This is a genomic window from Sphingobacterium spiritivorum ATCC 33861 (assembly GCF_000143765.1).
Lineage (GTDB): Bacteria > Bacteroidota > Bacteroidia > Sphingobacteriales > Sphingobacteriaceae > Sphingobacterium > Sphingobacterium spiritivorum.
The window spans coordinates 2,039,736-2,055,003 of the sequence record NZ_GL379770.1; the positions used below are offsets into that span (position 1 = coordinate 2,039,736).

General features: G+C 40.4%; 10 protein-coding genes. 5 read left to right on the top strand and 5 right to left on the bottom strand.

Translation table 11 applies throughout. The features are described from left to right. Nucleotides 1–3 precede the first annotated feature (3 nt). A complete protein-coding gene (gene pdxR / locus HMPREF0766_RS08945; RefSeq protein ID WP_236590482.1) occupies nt 4–1,398 on the bottom strand; it encodes a MocR-like pyridoxine biosynthesis transcription factor PdxR in 1,395 nt (464 codons plus the stop codon). A gap of 125 nt (nt 1,399–1,523) precedes the next feature. Between pdxR and HMPREF0766_RS08950 the strand changes: the two genes are divergently transcribed. From HMPREF0766_RS08950 to HMPREF0766_RS08970, 5 genes are all read left to right on the top strand, one after another. Then, nucleotides 1,524–1,985, top strand: a complete 462-nt coding sequence (locus tag HMPREF0766_RS08950; protein WP_236590481.1) for a cupin domain-containing protein — start codon at nt 1,524–1,526, stop codon at nt 1,983–1,985. 75 nt (nt 1,986–2,060) lie between these two features. Continuing rightward, a complete protein-coding gene (locus HMPREF0766_RS08955; protein WP_002995857.1) occupies nt 2,061–2,954 on the top strand; it encodes a dihydrodipicolinate synthase family protein in 894 nt (297 codons plus the stop codon). Nucleotides 2,955–3,167: 213 nt separating this feature from the next. Next, nucleotides 3,168–3,860, top strand: coding sequence for an alpha/beta hydrolase (locus tag HMPREF0766_RS08960; protein WP_002995858.1), 693 nt, complete (start codon nt 3,168–3,170; stop codon nt 3,858–3,860). 271 nt (nt 3,861–4,131) lie between these two features. After that, nucleotides 4,132–6,153: a BCCT family transporter gene (locus HMPREF0766_RS08965; protein WP_002995860.1), complete on the top strand. Its 2,022-nt coding sequence runs from the start codon at nt 4,132–4,134 to the stop codon at nt 6,151–6,153. Nucleotides 6,154–6,430: 277 nt separating this feature from the next. Then, nucleotides 6,431–8,572, top strand: coding sequence for a hybrid sensor histidine kinase/response regulator (locus HMPREF0766_RS08970; RefSeq protein ID WP_002995862.1), 2,142 nt, complete (start codon nt 6,431–6,433; stop codon nt 8,570–8,572). Nucleotides 8,573–8,707: 135 nt separating this feature from the next. On the opposite strand, the gene HMPREF0766_RS08975 is transcribed toward HMPREF0766_RS08970, so the two are convergent. From HMPREF0766_RS08975 to HMPREF0766_RS08990, 4 genes are all read right to left on the bottom strand, one after another. Continuing rightward, nucleotides 8,708–9,823 carry a metallophosphoesterase family protein gene (locus tag HMPREF0766_RS08975; protein WP_002995863.1) on the bottom strand — a complete coding sequence of 372 codons (1,116 nt, stop codon included), beginning with the start codon at nt 9,821–9,823 and terminating at the stop codon, nt 8,708–8,710. A gap of 66 nt (nt 9,824–9,889) precedes the next feature. Next, the gene (locus HMPREF0766_RS08980; RefSeq protein ID WP_002995864.1) at nt 9,890–10,357 is read right to left on the bottom strand and encodes a DUF4843 domain-containing protein; all 468 of its coding nucleotides are present in this window, start codon (nt 10,355–10,357) and stop codon (nt 9,890–9,892) included. A 17-nt stretch (nt 10,358–10,374) separates the two neighbouring features. Continuing rightward, nucleotides 10,375–11,784 (bottom strand): RagB/SusD family nutrient uptake outer membrane protein, encoded by a 1,410-nt coding sequence (locus tag HMPREF0766_RS08985; protein WP_037459761.1) that lies wholly within the window; start codon nt 11,782–11,784, stop codon nt 10,375–10,377. Nucleotides 11,785–11,796: 12 nt separating this feature from the next. Then, entirely contained in the window at nt 11,797–15,159 is a 3,363-nt protein-coding gene (locus HMPREF0766_RS08990) for a TonB-dependent receptor (protein ID WP_002995866.1), read from the bottom strand. Nucleotides 15,160–15,268 lie beyond the last annotated feature (109 nt).

Sequence of the window (15,268 nt, forward strand, 5' to 3'; positions counted from 1 at the left end):
CTGCTACAAGAAGTCTGCTATCACCCTGATGCCCTCTTCCAGCTGTGTCTCAGACAGTGCACCATAGCTCAGACGTAATCCCTGCGTATCCTGTCCAAGATTATATTTTTCCGGACCAGATATCCGGATTCCTTTTTCCTTCAGCTTTTCTTCCAGATCTCTGACAAGCTGCTGCTGTCTGGGAACTACCCAGCATGCAAGCCCTCCGTCTGGTAAATGGTAGTCAGCTTTATCTTTCATATACTGGTCCAGCAATCTGATACAGGTATCTCTTTTATTCCGGTAATAAAGTGTCATTTTTTTAAGATGCTTCTTAATCGTTCCGTCCTCTATAAGCTGAAGAACGGCCTGTTCCATAATATTATCTCCCTGTACATCTATGATTTTACGTAAAGCTCCTATTTTTTGAATATAAGAGGCTTCACTTACCAGATATCCGATGCGCAATGCCGGTGCGACTACTTTACTCATTGTGCCGATGTAGATATAATTCTGAATTTCATTATAACTGGATAAAGGTAGAATAGGCCGGCGGCCAAAGTGGAATTCGTTGTCATAATCATCTTCTATAATTGTAAATCCATACTGATTGGACAGCCGTATAAGTTCTGCGCGCCGTGACAGGCTGAGTGTAACTGTGGTTGGATACTGATGATGGGGAGTTGTATAGATTGCTTTTATAGATATACCACTTTGCAAATGCCTGATAATATCGCTTATGATCAATCCGTCCTCATCCACCCGTACAGGCAATAGTCTGGCGCCTGCATGTTCAAAAGCCTCCCAAGCAGGATGGTAGCCGGGATCTTCGACCAATACATAATCTCCCTTTTGTATCAGACTCTGAGCGGCCAGATACAAAGCCATCTGACTTCCTCTTGTAATGCATATATGAGGTATATCGATCTTCATGCCCCTGTTATGGTTCAGCATTCGGGCTATTGCGGCTCTGAATGCTTCGTCACCAAGTGCATTTGTATAGCCCATCATCTGCCATCTGGCTTTTTGATTAAAGATCTGCCGGTAAGCTCTGGCCAGCTCTTTGACCGGAGCAACCCGGCTGTCCGGGTATCCGTCATCAAAGCAGATTGTATAGATAGGATCCGGTGCAGCATCTGTTTTCACTGGGACTGCCAGGTCCGGCGTATTATGCTGACGAACCGGAGGCTCTTCTGCCACAAAGGTACCGGCACGTTCCTTTGTGATGATCCATCCTTCATTTTGAAGCACATTCACAGCTTCCACGACCGTATTACGATTTACACCTATATGTTCTGACAAAGATCTTGTACCCGGCAAGGCTTCTCCTTTTTTGAGCCTTCCGCTACGGATCGCTTCTATGATCGCATCAGCGATCTGCAGATAAACAGACTTCTCTGCCTGAAAATCTAACTGCATTTCTAAATTCCAAGGACGAATCATCTGGACTATTAAATTATGTAAAAACTGAACCAGTAATATAGTCCAAATATACCATAATTTTGAATTGCAATAATGCAAAAAACCAACTTAATATGGTCAATATGAAAACAGAAGAAAAACAATTCAGTTCAAAAGACTTTCACCAAACTTTTGCCCGTCCGGCTTATATCAAACCGGCAAAGCTAATTCATCAGAATGTAGAAAATGCAGGTGTACACAATCAGTTTTCTGCTGAACGCAAACATCCTGTATTTTTTGTAGATCTGCCTAGCAAAAATGTAAGTATGACTATCGGAGGCCTATTGCCGGGTCAACTGACGAACAGACATCGTCATACCTATGAGACAGTGCTGTATGTACTGGAAGGAGCCGGTTATACAGAAGTGGAAGATGAACGTGTAGAATGGAAAGCGGGTGATGCTGTTTACATTCCTTCGTGGGCTTGGCACAGACATCAGAATCTGAGCGATACCGAACCGGCTAAATACATTGCCTGTGAAAATGCCCCTCAACTTCAGAATCTTGGAGTAGCACTCCGGGAAGAAGAAGGTCGCGATCTCTAACACCGACTCTCTTTGTCTTATTTAATAATGCCCTCTGCGGAGGGCTCTTTCTCTCTTTAATTCAATAATATATACATGAATCAGAATCTATTTAAAGGTATAGTCTCTTACCCTATTACACCCTTTGATCAACAGGAAAAAGTTGATCTCCGTTTATTCAAAATACTAGTCGAGCGTCTGGTCGTCACAGGCTCTCATGCGATCGCACCATTAGGCAGCACAGGCGTATTGCCCTATCTGACGGATGCCGAAAAGGAATCTATCACTCTCGCTACAGTAGAACAGGTGGCAGGTCGTATTCCTGTGCTGGCTGGTGTTTCTAATCTGACTACAGAAAGAACGGTACATCATGCAAGATTTGCAGAAAAAGCAGGTGCAGATGCGGTAATGATTATTCCGATGAGCTACTGGAAGCTCACGGAAGACGAAATATTCAGACATTACCAAACGGTAGCTGATGCTATAAATATTCCGGTCATGGCCTATAACAATCCGGCGACGGGCGGAATAGATATGTCTCCTTCTTTGTTGATAAGACTTTTGCAGATCCCTAATGTAACGATGATCAAAGAAAGTACAGGGGATGTACAACGTATGCATCAGCTCTACCAGGCTTTTGGCAAGGATGTCGCTTTTTACAATGGCTCCAACCCTTTGGCTTTGGCTGCCTTTACTGCAGGAGCGACCGGATGGTGTACAGCGGCATCCAATCTGATCCCTGATCTGACCAAAGCGCTTTACGAGGCTGTGTGTCAGAATAATCTGCCGGAAGCGCAACGCTTATATTATCAACAGGCTGAACTTCTTAAATTTATTGTCGAAAAAGGTCTTCCCCGCACGATCAAGGCCGGACTTCATCTTATGGGAATCGATGCCGGATATCTTAGAAATCCGCTACAGCCGCTTAGTGAAAAAGAAATAGCTACACTGCGTACTATCCTGTTCAAAACAATCAATAAAATAGACTGATACAGCACATTGTACAAACAATATCTTTCTTATTACAGGCAGGAGAATTAGTGGGACAACTATAGGTCAGCATAATAACGGAATCACTTAACAGGTTGGAGAAGCATCTTATTTTATCATTAAAAAAAATATAAATACTGCCAAACAATACACATTCTAATCTGTTGATTGATAACACATTGAATACTAAAATTGTAAACTAAAATTTCAAAAATGGAAAAGAAAGATCTCACAATTATCTTAGTACATGGTGCCTGGGGAGATGGTTCTCACTGGCAACATGTTATCCCTCGTTTAGTAAAAGCCGGTTATCAAGTAAGAAGCGCGCAAAACCCCTTGACCTCTCTGACCCATGATATCGAACGTACAACCGATCTTATTAATGCGCAGGAAGGCAAAGTTCTGCTTGTAGGTCACTCCTATGGCGGATCTGTAATTTCCGGAGCCGGAAATAATCAGAAAGTAATCGGTTTGGTATATATTGCTGCATTTGCTCCAGATGCCGGAGAAAGCCTGTCCCGTATTTTTTCAAGACATGAAGCACCTGCAGGTGCGGCAAGTATCTATCCGGACAGCAAAGGTTTCTTATGGATCAAATATGATGAATATCGTGCTCACTTCTGTGCCGATCTGGACGAAGATCAGGCTTTGGTGCTATCTCTCGCCCAGCGACCTATTCATGCGACCTGTTTTGAAGAGCCTGCAGCTGAACCCGCATGGCGCACAAAGCCGAGCTGGTATCAGGTATCAGATGCAGATCATATGATTCCTCCGCGAACGCAACAGGAAATGGCAGACCGGATCCGCCCGCGGGAAACTATACATCTAGACGCGAGTCATGCATCACTTGCATCCAAAGCAGAAGAAGTGAGCGATCTTATTATTAAGGCGGCTTCCTCCTTTTGAAAATAAGCCCATTATAAAGATCAGTTCTGACACTATAGCAGGGTATAAATGGTTTCTTTTTAAAGGAACCATTTATACTTTATAATCAAGCTTTATCCCCTGTGTTTTTGATTTTTAGCATTTTTCGGTGCATGTAAAACACGTTCGTCTATTCATCTGAAAACCAAGCATATATACAGCTAGAAAAGTCTTCAAAAGTGGTTAAAATTAATTTTTCGTATCTTTGCAGACCCAAATTTTATTTTTTCACATCACAAAATCTCTAACTTTAATGAGTTTTATAAAAATCTTAAAGCGTAAAAGCACTTTTGTTTCAGGTATCGTTTTTCCCAGTTTGTTCTTTATTCTGGGGATCACTTTAGTTTCCAGCATCTTCCCTTCTTCAGCAGATTATTACCTTACTCTGGTCAAAACTTTTCTGTTTGAAAACCTCAATTGGGTCTATGTTCTTGTGGTTACCATCTTTGTTCTTTTTCTGCTTTTTCTGGTTTTCAGTAAGTATGGGAATGTCAAATTGGGTTCTAATGACTCCAAACCAGAATTTTCTTTTTTTTCCTGGATATCAATGCTTTTTGCAGCAGGGATGGGTATTGGTCTGATGTACTTCAGTGTTGCAGAACCGATGTCACATTATTCGGACACCAACGTATTGGGCACTGACCCCATACAACGGGCAAAGGATGCTCAATTGTATACTTTTTTCCATTGGGGTATCCATGCCTGGGCGATTTATGCCGTAGTCGGATTATCCCTTGCTTACTTTACCTATCGTTACAAACTTCCATTATCTCTGCGAAGTTGCTTCTACCCTATCCTCAAAGATAAAATACAAGGTCGTGCAGGGGATGTTATCGATATGTTTGCCCTGTGCAGTACTTTTTTCGGTATTACCACAACATTAGGTTTTGGCGTGGTCCAGCTCTGTGCCGGACTGGTCAATATAGGAGTTATTCCGGAGGTCAACTTTATGTATCAGATTATTATCGTTGTTGTGATTATGACGATATCGATTCTGTCCGCGACTTCAGGAGTCAATAAAGGCGTTAAATTTTTGAGTCAGCTTAATATTATCAGTGCTGTGCTGCTTATGCTTTTTGTCCTGATCTTTGGTCCTACGACCTTTCTGTTGGGTACGTTTTCAGAAGGTCTGGGCTATTATATCAATTCGTTTTTCAGCCTGACGTTCAACACACATGCTTATGAACCCCAGCATCAACAGTGGTTTTTTAACTGGACAATTCTTTACTGGGCCTGGTGGATTTCCTGGTCCCCGTATGTAGGTCTTTTTATTGCTAAAATATCTAAAGGCCGAACGATCCGTGAGTTTATTGGGGCGGTACTGGTATTACCGACTTTCTTCAACTTTCTCTGGATGACGATCTTTGGAAACAGTGCTATATGGATCGATCAGCATGAAGCAAACGGCGCCTTAAGTGCGTTGGTGAGTAATGCAGATGTATTGCTGTTCAAATTTCTGGGATACTTTCCATTTGAAATGGTGACGAGTATACTCACGCTGTTTATTATCTTTATATTTTTCGTTACCTCTGCCGATTCAGGTATCTATGTGATGAACAATATTTCCTCTAATAATGCTTTCAAGTCTCCAAAATGGCAACTTATTTTCTGGGGTGCACTGCTTGGTATACTTGCGCTTGTACTGCTTAATGCGGGCGGTCTGGAATCTTTGCAAACGATGACTCTCATTACAGCGCTTCCTTTCTCCATTATTATGCTTTTATTCTGTTACAGCCTGTTGAAAGGACTGGTCATTGATGTCAACTATTATTCTCGTTCGTATTCGCACTCGACTAACAGCTGGTCAGGAGAATACTGGAAAGAACGTCTGGACAGGATTATCTCTTATAAAGACCGTAAGACTATTGATGAGTACCTGCGCACAACAGTTAAATCTGCATTTGAGGAACTTGCAAAAGAATTTAAAGAAAAAGATATTCTGGCACATGTCAATTTTCATGAGCATACACCCGTCACAGTAGAAATAGAAATTAAGCATGATGCTATGAACAACTTCAGATATGGTGTAAAGAATCAGACAAAAACAATATCGGATTTCCTTATGCAGGAAGAAAATGCACCCGAAATTCAGGATAAGAAAACGCATATACCCATGACTTATTTTGGTGACAACAGAATAGGATACGATATTCAGTACTTTACAAAAAATGAAATTATCAGTGATGTACTCAAACAATATGAACGGTTCTTATCCTTGTCTTCAGATGAAAAAAACGAAATTTTTATCGGAAGTAATCTAAAAGATACGGATTAATATTGTTTCATTCTTTTTCAAAAACAGAAGGCCACATAACATTGAAAGATTAATTGTAGCATTTTACCTTACCGTAACGTTATATATTTAAGTTTGCTTTAATTTAAATGAATTTACCCGATTCCTACATTATCATGTAATGTACATGTATTTAGTTCATATTTTCTTTAGAACTCAACTAAAAAAGGAAATAAAATCAACTATATTTTTATCCGGTATTCTTATTAGTAATTATAAAATGCTATTACGTACTTTTGTCTTTAAATAATCATCAACTGTGACTAACGCTAAAAAAAATGCCTTCTACCTGCGTATGGTACTCATCATAAGTATCATACTCTCTTTTATATTTCTGAGTGCCATTTTTATTTATCAATATGGACAGTACAGACGTATTGAAGCTAAGCTCAATGCAGCTTATGCAGCTGGCAATACACAATCTTCTGCACTCTACGGTTTATTTTCAACGTTTAGTGAGGCTGACAATCTGTTTAGGCTCTACACTGTCGATTTTAAAGCTGAAACTTATCATTCCTATAAAAAGAAACTGGACACCATTAAGTTTTTTGTAGATTCCCTGTCTACTCTTCCTATCGAAAACAATCCGCTACATCAAAGTATTACAAATGTAAAAGAAAAAGGTACTGTAGCTATGGAATTTGCAAATCTAAAAAGAGATGTTGACCAACTTGTCTTCTTTGCAAAAGACTCCTTAGAGTTATTAAAAAATCCGAAAGAAGATTACAGAACCAGACCAACGCTTACCATTGCTGATACCTTTATAAGCAATACGCTGCAGGATACGGTCAGAAATCTGGTCAAACAGGATACAGTTGTCAAGAAAAAAGAGAGCCTGTTTAAACGAATATTCAACACTAAAAATGATACGATTGTTTCGAATACAGTAGATCAGAAGTTTAATATCAATAAAATAGGATTGATACAACAGCACATTCAGAATACTATGCTTCAAAATGACAAAATATACAGCAGCAATATGAATAATCTGCGGCTGGTATTCAGCAAGCTCCGGCAGAAAGAAAGGGAACTGATACAATCTAACCATACTCTTCTGAACAAACTGAAAACAGGCATCAACCGTCTCAGGGATATAGAACTGGCTGCCAATCGCAATGCTGAAGCGATGAACTTTGCTCAATATCAAAAAAATGCGCAACACTTTGGCACGCAACTCATAATTGCGCTATGTATAATGCTGTTTATGATTATTTTCATTATTTATTACCAGTTCAAGGTAGTTTCTTATGAAAAGAGGCTTTATCAGGAAAAAGAGTATGTAGCCAAAATCGCTGAAGAGAAAACAAGTGTACTTGCCAGTATAAGCCATGAAATACGGGCTCCGATCAACTCTCTGCTGGGTGTGATCGATCTTATGAATAAAAACACGGAAAGTAATAAGGTCAATCAGGAGTTGATCAATTCCGCTAATTATGAGATAACATTGATAAACAGTACTATTAATGATATTCTGAGTCTCAGTAAACTGGAAGTTGGTTCGCTCAACATCAAATATGATTACTTCTCGCCTTATGAAATGTTACACGATCTGGTAAGTCTGCACAGTTATCAGGCACAGACGAAGGGTCTGGCCTTTACTAATGTGATCGATATTGACCCGAAATTAAAAATATACAGCAATGCATTCAGAATCAAGCAGATTACGTCTAATCTGATTACAAATGCTATAAAATACACCAAAAAAGGACATGTAAGATTGCAGGCGCGTATACGTAAATCCGGTAATAAACCAACATTACATATTGAAGTTTCGGATTCAGGAATCGGTATAGCAGATAAAAACAAGAATTTTGTGTTCCGTAAATATTATATGACCGATTCTCAAAATAAGGTCGGAGGTTTTGGTCTTGGATTGTATATTTCCAAATTGCTTACCGAACAACTAAACGGAGAAATCTCTTTTGAGAGTACATTGGGCACCGGCACGACATTCAGCCTGAAAATTCCGTATGAAAGGGAATTGCTGCTACAACAGAATTCAGGGCCATATACTGTTAATGATCTTCCTGACAACCTCAACATTGTATTGATTGATGATAGCCGCATTAATATTCTGTATCTGAAGCAGTTCTTTAAAGAAAAGAAGAATGTTCATACGTTTGAGAACGGGGCTGAAGGATTACGTTTCGTACAACAACATCCCGTAGATATTGTGATCACCGATTTGTTGATGCCTGAAATCAGCGGATGGGATATTCTGAATAGTATTAAAGAAAATAAAACGTCGGAACACATTAAAGTCTTTGCATTCACTTCCGAAAATATGCTGCTGGAAGATGATCACAGAAGCCATAATATCTACGCATTTGACGGAATTCTAAACAAACCTTTGCGCGAAGATGAATTGGTAAGTACGCTGCTCAAAGGTATGAATGGCTAACGTGTATTGACCTCAGAAGAAGAATATCTGCTATTAAGAAATGCTGTCATACTGAACGAAATCACCGCGAAGTAGCGTTTCAGTATGACAGCACCATTTTGGGATACTTTCTTTGATTGATGATTCTATTCTCTGTTAGAATTTTTCTTTTCGTCCATTTAATAGTCCCCGGTAAAATATACCTTTTTCATACAGCAGTATTTCTCCGTTCTTACCATTTTTTATACTCGAATCGACTCCAAATATCCTGTTATCGTACAGATTTACAATAGTCGGATGGGAAGTATGCCCCACAATTATGTGGTCTTTTTTCAATCCGTGCAGGATAAAATCCAGCGTCTGTGCATTAAATGTAGAATCTGTAAAATAGCCTCTGTACCACAGCGGACCTTTAGAACGTGTCAGAAACTCCAGTTCTTTATTTTGTCTGTATACTGTCTTTGACCTTGTAAATATACTATCTGTAAACAACTTATTTGTACGGGCTGCTGTCAGCCCTTTCTCTACAAATTCCGGAGAAATTCCTCCATGTGTAAACAGTATATTATTAATACCAATGATTACCGGCTTTTGCTTCAGCCATCTGCCAAAGAAGCTATCTTTACTAAAAAACTGATCATACCCGATTCCAAAAAGAGAGGCTACATCTTTATACTTCTGATTGATATACCGGAGATCGTTATCAAATACCATGAGTTCATGATTGCCGATCACATAATGCACGCGACCACCTTTTGACAAGGCCTGTTTTTCCAGCTTCACTAACAGCCACAGACTTTCAGTGACCTTATCTCCTCTGTCCATAATATCTCCAACGATCACGAGATGACCGTCTCCATAGATCCAGTTTCCTTTTTGGTCTATAATATTATGCTGCTGCAGTAAACGAACGAATAAATCATGCTGGCCGTGCAGGTCACTGATGGCCGCAAAATGTTCAATATCGTTATATTGTTCTAAAAAAGCAGATTCTTCACGAGTGGTACTCTCCTTTTGCCGTAAGGCTTCCTTCAGATCTATATCGAGTTTTTGAGAGAACAGTTTTATGTGCTTATCAAAGTCTTTTTTGTCAGAGGAACTGACATGATGGTATACACCATTATCCACCCATTTGATGGAGGTCGTATTATTTTCAAAAAACAGATGTGGTTCTTCCCGGAGTCCGGCATTTTTTTCCTGACTGTAGCCACTTAATGCTGTACAGGCAAAGGCTAATGTCAGCATATTTCTTCTTATCGCTTTGCTTAACATAGTATCTTCTATTAAAAACGCCCTCTTTGCATAATAAAGAGGGCGTTGATTGTTAAAGGTAATTATTTATTTACGAATAGTAAGTCCCAGAGTGCTGTAATTTGCACTTACCTTAAGCTGGTCATTTGATTCCAGATCAAAGACCAGGCTGACCGCTGTGGTATTGGTCAGCTCCGGGATTTCCACTTCAAAATATCCGAAAGCACTATTTGCAGGGATAACAAGTTCGCTTCCTTTCGGAAGTTTGTAATGCTGATCCGCTTTTGCGGTACTTTCCGGTCTGATTCGAACCTTTACTGTCTGATCTGTATCCTTTAATCCGCCAATTAAGTTAACCTGATATTTCTGAACGCCTGCTTTATTTCGCAGTTCCTTCAGAATAGGATAAGATAGTCCGGGACTATTGGTATTCATTACCGCATCCTGAAACTCAATCCTGAAATCAGGAAGGTAAAAATCTTCTTCATGATCTTTAAAGCATGAGGTGAACAATACACTGATCAATACTGCCAATAAACTTATATATGTTTTCATGTTTTTATATTTAATAATTAGTAGCCCGGATTCTGAATAAGATTAGGATTGATCTCTATTTCACGTATAGGAAGTCTTCCCAGTATTCTGAAATCATTAAACATTACATTTCCGGCATCTTTGATGATATCTTTTCCGCGTCTTTTGATATCAAAGAAACGATGTCCTTCAAAAGCCAGCTCCAGTCGTCTTTGTAAGATGATCTCATCCATCAATGCTGTGCCTGACAAAGATACTTCAGCAAGATTTGCACGTGTACGTATGCGATTGAGAGCGGTTCTTGCATCACTGTCTTTACCCAGATTAGCCAGAGCTTCTGCTTTATTCAACAGGACTTCTGCATAGCGGATTACAGGCACATTGTCCAGATTAGCCACACCGTTTTTGCTGGCAAATTTGGTCATTTCATTGCGGCTGGCATTTGCACCTAATCCTTTCATTATCAACCCTCTTCTTGTATCATTTGCACTATACTTTGCATACAAATCATCACTGACCACCACATTTCCAAAAGAAGCAGTAGCGTTAGATGTCACAGTAGTTCTTGTCATAAAAGTGGCTCGCAGGGATTCATTGCTGCCCAGATTATCTGCTGTGGTAAAGGCGATTTCAAAGAATGACTCCGGATGCTTTTCACTGCGCCATGAGCTGATCAGTTGTGCATTGGCCGGAAATGTCGCCACTCCGCTGGCCATTGCTTTATCAGCTTCCGCAACAGCTTTCTCATAATCTCCGTTATATAATGCTACCCGACTGAAAAGTGCAGCTACTGCTCCCCTTGATGCAAAAGCCGGAGCTTTACTGTTGTTGCTCTCTGCAATCAGTGTAGAAGCCTCTGTCAGATCCTGATACACCTGTTTGTATCCTTCTTGAATCGTATTACGCGAAGCAAATGCGATCTGATCCACCTCAAGTACACCTTTCAGCACTATCGGCACGCCTCCTCTATCCGATGCAGACACAATAGCTGTGGGATCATACGCATATACACGTAAAAGATTGTGGTATAATAGAGCTCTGAGAAACAGATTCTGGCCTTTGATATTATTTTTAAAATTTGCTTCCAGCTCTATATTTTCCAATGCATCCAGAATCAGATTGATCTGGTTGATCCCGTAATAGGACTGCTGCCAGTTTGTAATATGTGCCCCTATCTCATTATTTGATTCTCTGATCAGGCGGTTTCCTGCTCCGGTATTGATAGCATTGTCCGCCAGCAATTCAGGTATCGCAATCAGATCACGCCCGTACAGACTTACTTCCCTTAATTTTGCATATACTCCGTTTGTGGCTGCAGTGATGGCTTCAGGACTGGTGAGTGCGGTAGAAGCATCTATGGATTGACGAGGATCCACTTCCAGCATCTTCTCACATGAAGTCGCCCACATCGAAGTGGCCAAAAGTATTATATATGTTATTTTTTTCATTTCTGTTTAAGATTAAAACCCGATCTGTACTCCTAATGTATATGCGCGTGTCTGTGGTATAGCTCCCTGAGTAGAACTGAAATCTCCTGAATCAATAATCAATTCCGGATCATAGCCTGTCCATTTAGTCCATGTTGCCAGATTCTCTCCCTGTGCATACACTTTTACATCAGACAATTTCAGACGGCTGGTCCAGGATTTAGGTAACTGATAAGACAGGGATACATTTTTAAGCCGAATAAAAGATGCATCCTCCAGATAGCGACTGCTGCTGGATACCTGCGACATACCATTGGTCTCTGCATTTCCGTCAAAAGGACGAGGTACTGTTGTCAACTGACCAGGCGTAGTCCATCTGTTATTAAAGATCCATTCCAATGTATTTCTGTAGTCTCCTCCATTGGCATACCATTTCGAATTCATACCGCTGTTACTTAACTCACGACCATAATCGTAATGGAAAAATACATTAAGCGAGAAACCTTTGTATTGGAAGGTATTGGTGAACCCACCATAGAAATCACTTAACTGATTCCCAAATATTTTGTAATCATTCGGTGCTGAAGGCTGATAAGTAATTTCACCATTAGCATCATACCACATGGGTCTACCTGTCGCTGAATTGACACCTGCATACTGATAAGTCACATTGGTACCTAATGCATAACCTACACGTACAGACTGATTTCCAGGCAAGACCTTATCATCTCCTAATAGTCCCAATACACGGTTGCGCAGGAAAGAGATGTTGAAGTTAGTAGACCAGGAGAAATCATCGGATTGAATATTTCGCGTACGGATCTCAAACTCTATACCTTCATTCTTAAGTTTTCCCACATTACTGGTCACATTTGAGAATCCGCTCAGGTAAGGAAGGGGTTTATCTAACAGTAAGTCTTTGCTCAACCTTCTGAATACCTCCACGGAACCCTGTACTCTATTATTAAAAAAGGCATAATCCACACCAATATTAGTAGTCACATTACGCTCCCATTTCAGCAATGCATTTTCTATTCCCGAAGGATAAATACCCGGCTCCTGATTGTAGTTGGATGAACTTGAACTACCGTACAAGGCACGGGAATCAAAATTGCCGATAGCATCATTACCGGTTTCACCATAACCTACTCTCAGTTTCAACTGATTGATCCACTCCTGATCTTTCAGAAAGGATTCTTCTGACATATTCCATCCGGCAGAGATGGCAGGAAACCATCCGAATTTATTGTTTTTACCAAATCGGGATGAGCCGTCATAACGCAGAACTGCACTTAACAGATATTTTTTCTGAAAATCGTAGTTAACCTGTCCGAATACACCGGCTCTTTTGAAACCAGTCCAGCTTCCGGTACCTGCTGTGATAATGGCTGCAGACTGTAAGGATCTGAACTGATAAGTAGTAAAACCCGTTCCTGTCACAGAAGAGATCTCTCTGTTGTCATACCTGTACTCTGCACCTAATAAAGCAGAAAGATTGTGGTCTTCAGCAAACGTTGTTTTATAATTTAAGGTCTGGTTTGTAAGAAAGTTGCTATTCTGTCTTTTACCTATGGTCAGGGATCCCTGAGAAGCGGCCCCACTTCGGGTACGGGGATCGACATAACGTTCATCATCTATAATACGATAGTCTATACCATAGAATGATTTGAAGCTTAATTTACTGTTGATCTGATAAGTTGCAGAAAAATTAGATACCAACGCTTTTGTACGGCTTTGCAATGTACCTACTACACTTTCCTGTATAGGATTACGATTAGAGGAACCCGGAAAGCCATCGATCGGTGCATTGTAACTTCCATCTGCATTGTAAACCGGAATAAAGGGCAGAATCATAGGCGCACTGTACTGCGGTGCAGCATACGCTCCTGTCGAACCGTTACTTCCGGAAGTACCGTTTTGGGTAATAGTACTCAGATTAATATTAGTGGCAAGTGATAATTTGTCCGTTAACTTATGTGTTAACCCTAATTTAGCAGTTGCACGCTCAAAGTCTATAGAGACTACATTTCCATCCGTCTTATTGTAAGATCCGGAAAGGAAAAAAGTTGTTTTATCATTTCCTCCGCTGATAGAAAGGTCTGCATTATTGGTGTGACCGGTTCTGAAAGCGGCTTCCTGCCAGTTGTAGGTAGGTAATGCTGCAATTTCTTCGTCTGTCATATCCGCAGGAAATCCCATGCCTGTAAGGATATCAGCTCTGTTTCGTTCAGGTGTACGTGTCGGGTAACGATTGTTACGGGATTCTAATCTGGATTGAAAAAACTGCTGTGTATTCAGCATTTTCATCTCCGGCATCGGACTGGTAATACCGTTATAATAATTGAGGTTTACTTTGGTCTTTCCGGCCTTTCCGGCTTTTGTCGTAACCAGTACCACTCCGTTTGCCGCCTGGGCTCCGTATATAGATGCTGCAGCTCCGTCTTTAAGTACTTCTATAGACTCTATATCATTATTATTCAGAAAAGCCAGAGGATTACTTGCGGTCTGTCCCGAAGAAGTAGAAGTATTAAGTTGAACTCCGTCAACAATGATCAGAGGCTCATTTCCGGCTGTAATAGATCCTGTACCGCGGATATTAATCCTTACAGGTCCTCCGGGTACGCCGTTGGCTGCCATCACATTGACCCCCGAAACCTGTCCTTGCATAGCCCGGTCAAAGGATTGTACAGGAACATTTTCGATAGATTCTTTTTTAATGGATGACATAGCTCCAGTAATGGATCTCTTCTCCTGAGTGGTGTAACCTGTGACGACTACAGCATCCAGCTCATTCACCTGCTCTTCCAGTGTTACCTCTATACCCGTGACGTCCTTTACTGTTATCTCACGTGAGATATACCCCACAAACGAAATAATCAGGATATCTCCGGTTGCAGCACTTATTGTGAAATGTCCGTTGGCATCAGTAGATGTAGCTGCGTCCCTGCCTTTGACACGAATACTTACTCCCGGAGCATACTGTGTTCCGCTTTCACCTTTAAGACGTACTCTTCCGCTGATATTTTGTTGTAATCGAGTATTTATTCCGGAATTCGGATCGTTGATTTTGGCGCTGATGACAATATTTTCACCTTGTAGTTTATAGGAAATAGGTTGTCCTTCAAAACAAGCTTCAAGCGCGTCTTTTACGCTTACATTACTCAGGTTGACAGTCACGGGTCTGGATTTTTCCAGGAGACGTTTTGAATAAATAAAATTATAAGATGTCTGCTTCCGGATTGATTCGAAAACCTCCCTGATAGAGGCATTTCTCGTATGGAGGTTAACCTTCTGCGCATAACTCACTGAAGAATAAGCACTCACAATACAAGAAAGCAGAAAAATAAAAATAAGATTAATACGCATAAAGGCCTTCTTATAGTTCTTTATTTTCATAAATTTGGTATAGGGTTATAAGTAATAATAATTGTTCAATACAAAGCGAATAACCTGACAATTATCTACAGGGCATTGTTGCGAGCAATGCTCTGTATCTTTTAATTAT

Excerpts from the sequence above, each read along its gene's own strand:
- HMPREF0766_RS08975 (WP_002995863.1), bottom strand. The coding sequence starts at position 9,823 with ATGTTAAGCAAAGCGATAAGAAGAAATATGCTGACATTAGCCTTTGCC.
- HMPREF0766_RS08965 (WP_002995860.1), top strand. The coding sequence starts at position 4,132 with ATGAGTTTTATAAAAATCTTAAAGCGTAAAAGCACTTTTGTTTCAGGT.
- pdxR (WP_236590482.1), bottom strand. The coding sequence starts at position 1,398 with ATGCAGTTAGATTTTCAGGCAGAGAAGTCTGTTTATCTGCAGATCGCT.
- HMPREF0766_RS08960 (WP_002995858.1), top strand. The coding sequence starts at position 3,168 with ATGGAAAAGAAAGATCTCACAATTATCTTAGTACATGGTGCCTGGGGA.
- HMPREF0766_RS08950 (WP_236590481.1), top strand. The coding sequence starts at position 1,524 with ATGAAAACAGAAGAAAAACAATTCAGTTCAAAAGACTTTCACCAAACT.
- HMPREF0766_RS08990 (WP_002995866.1), bottom strand. The coding sequence starts at position 15,159 with ATGAAAATAAAGAACTATAAGAAGGCCTTTATGCGTATTAATCTTATT.
- HMPREF0766_RS08985 (WP_037459761.1), bottom strand. The coding sequence starts at position 11,784 with ATGAAAAAAATAACATATATAATACTTTTGGCCACTTCGATGTGGGCG.
- HMPREF0766_RS08955 (WP_002995857.1), top strand. The coding sequence starts at position 2,061 with ATGAATCAGAATCTATTTAAAGGTATAGTCTCTTACCCTATTACACCC.
- HMPREF0766_RS08980 (WP_002995864.1), bottom strand. The coding sequence starts at position 10,357 with ATGAAAACATATATAAGTTTATTGGCAGTATTGATCAGTGTATTGTTC.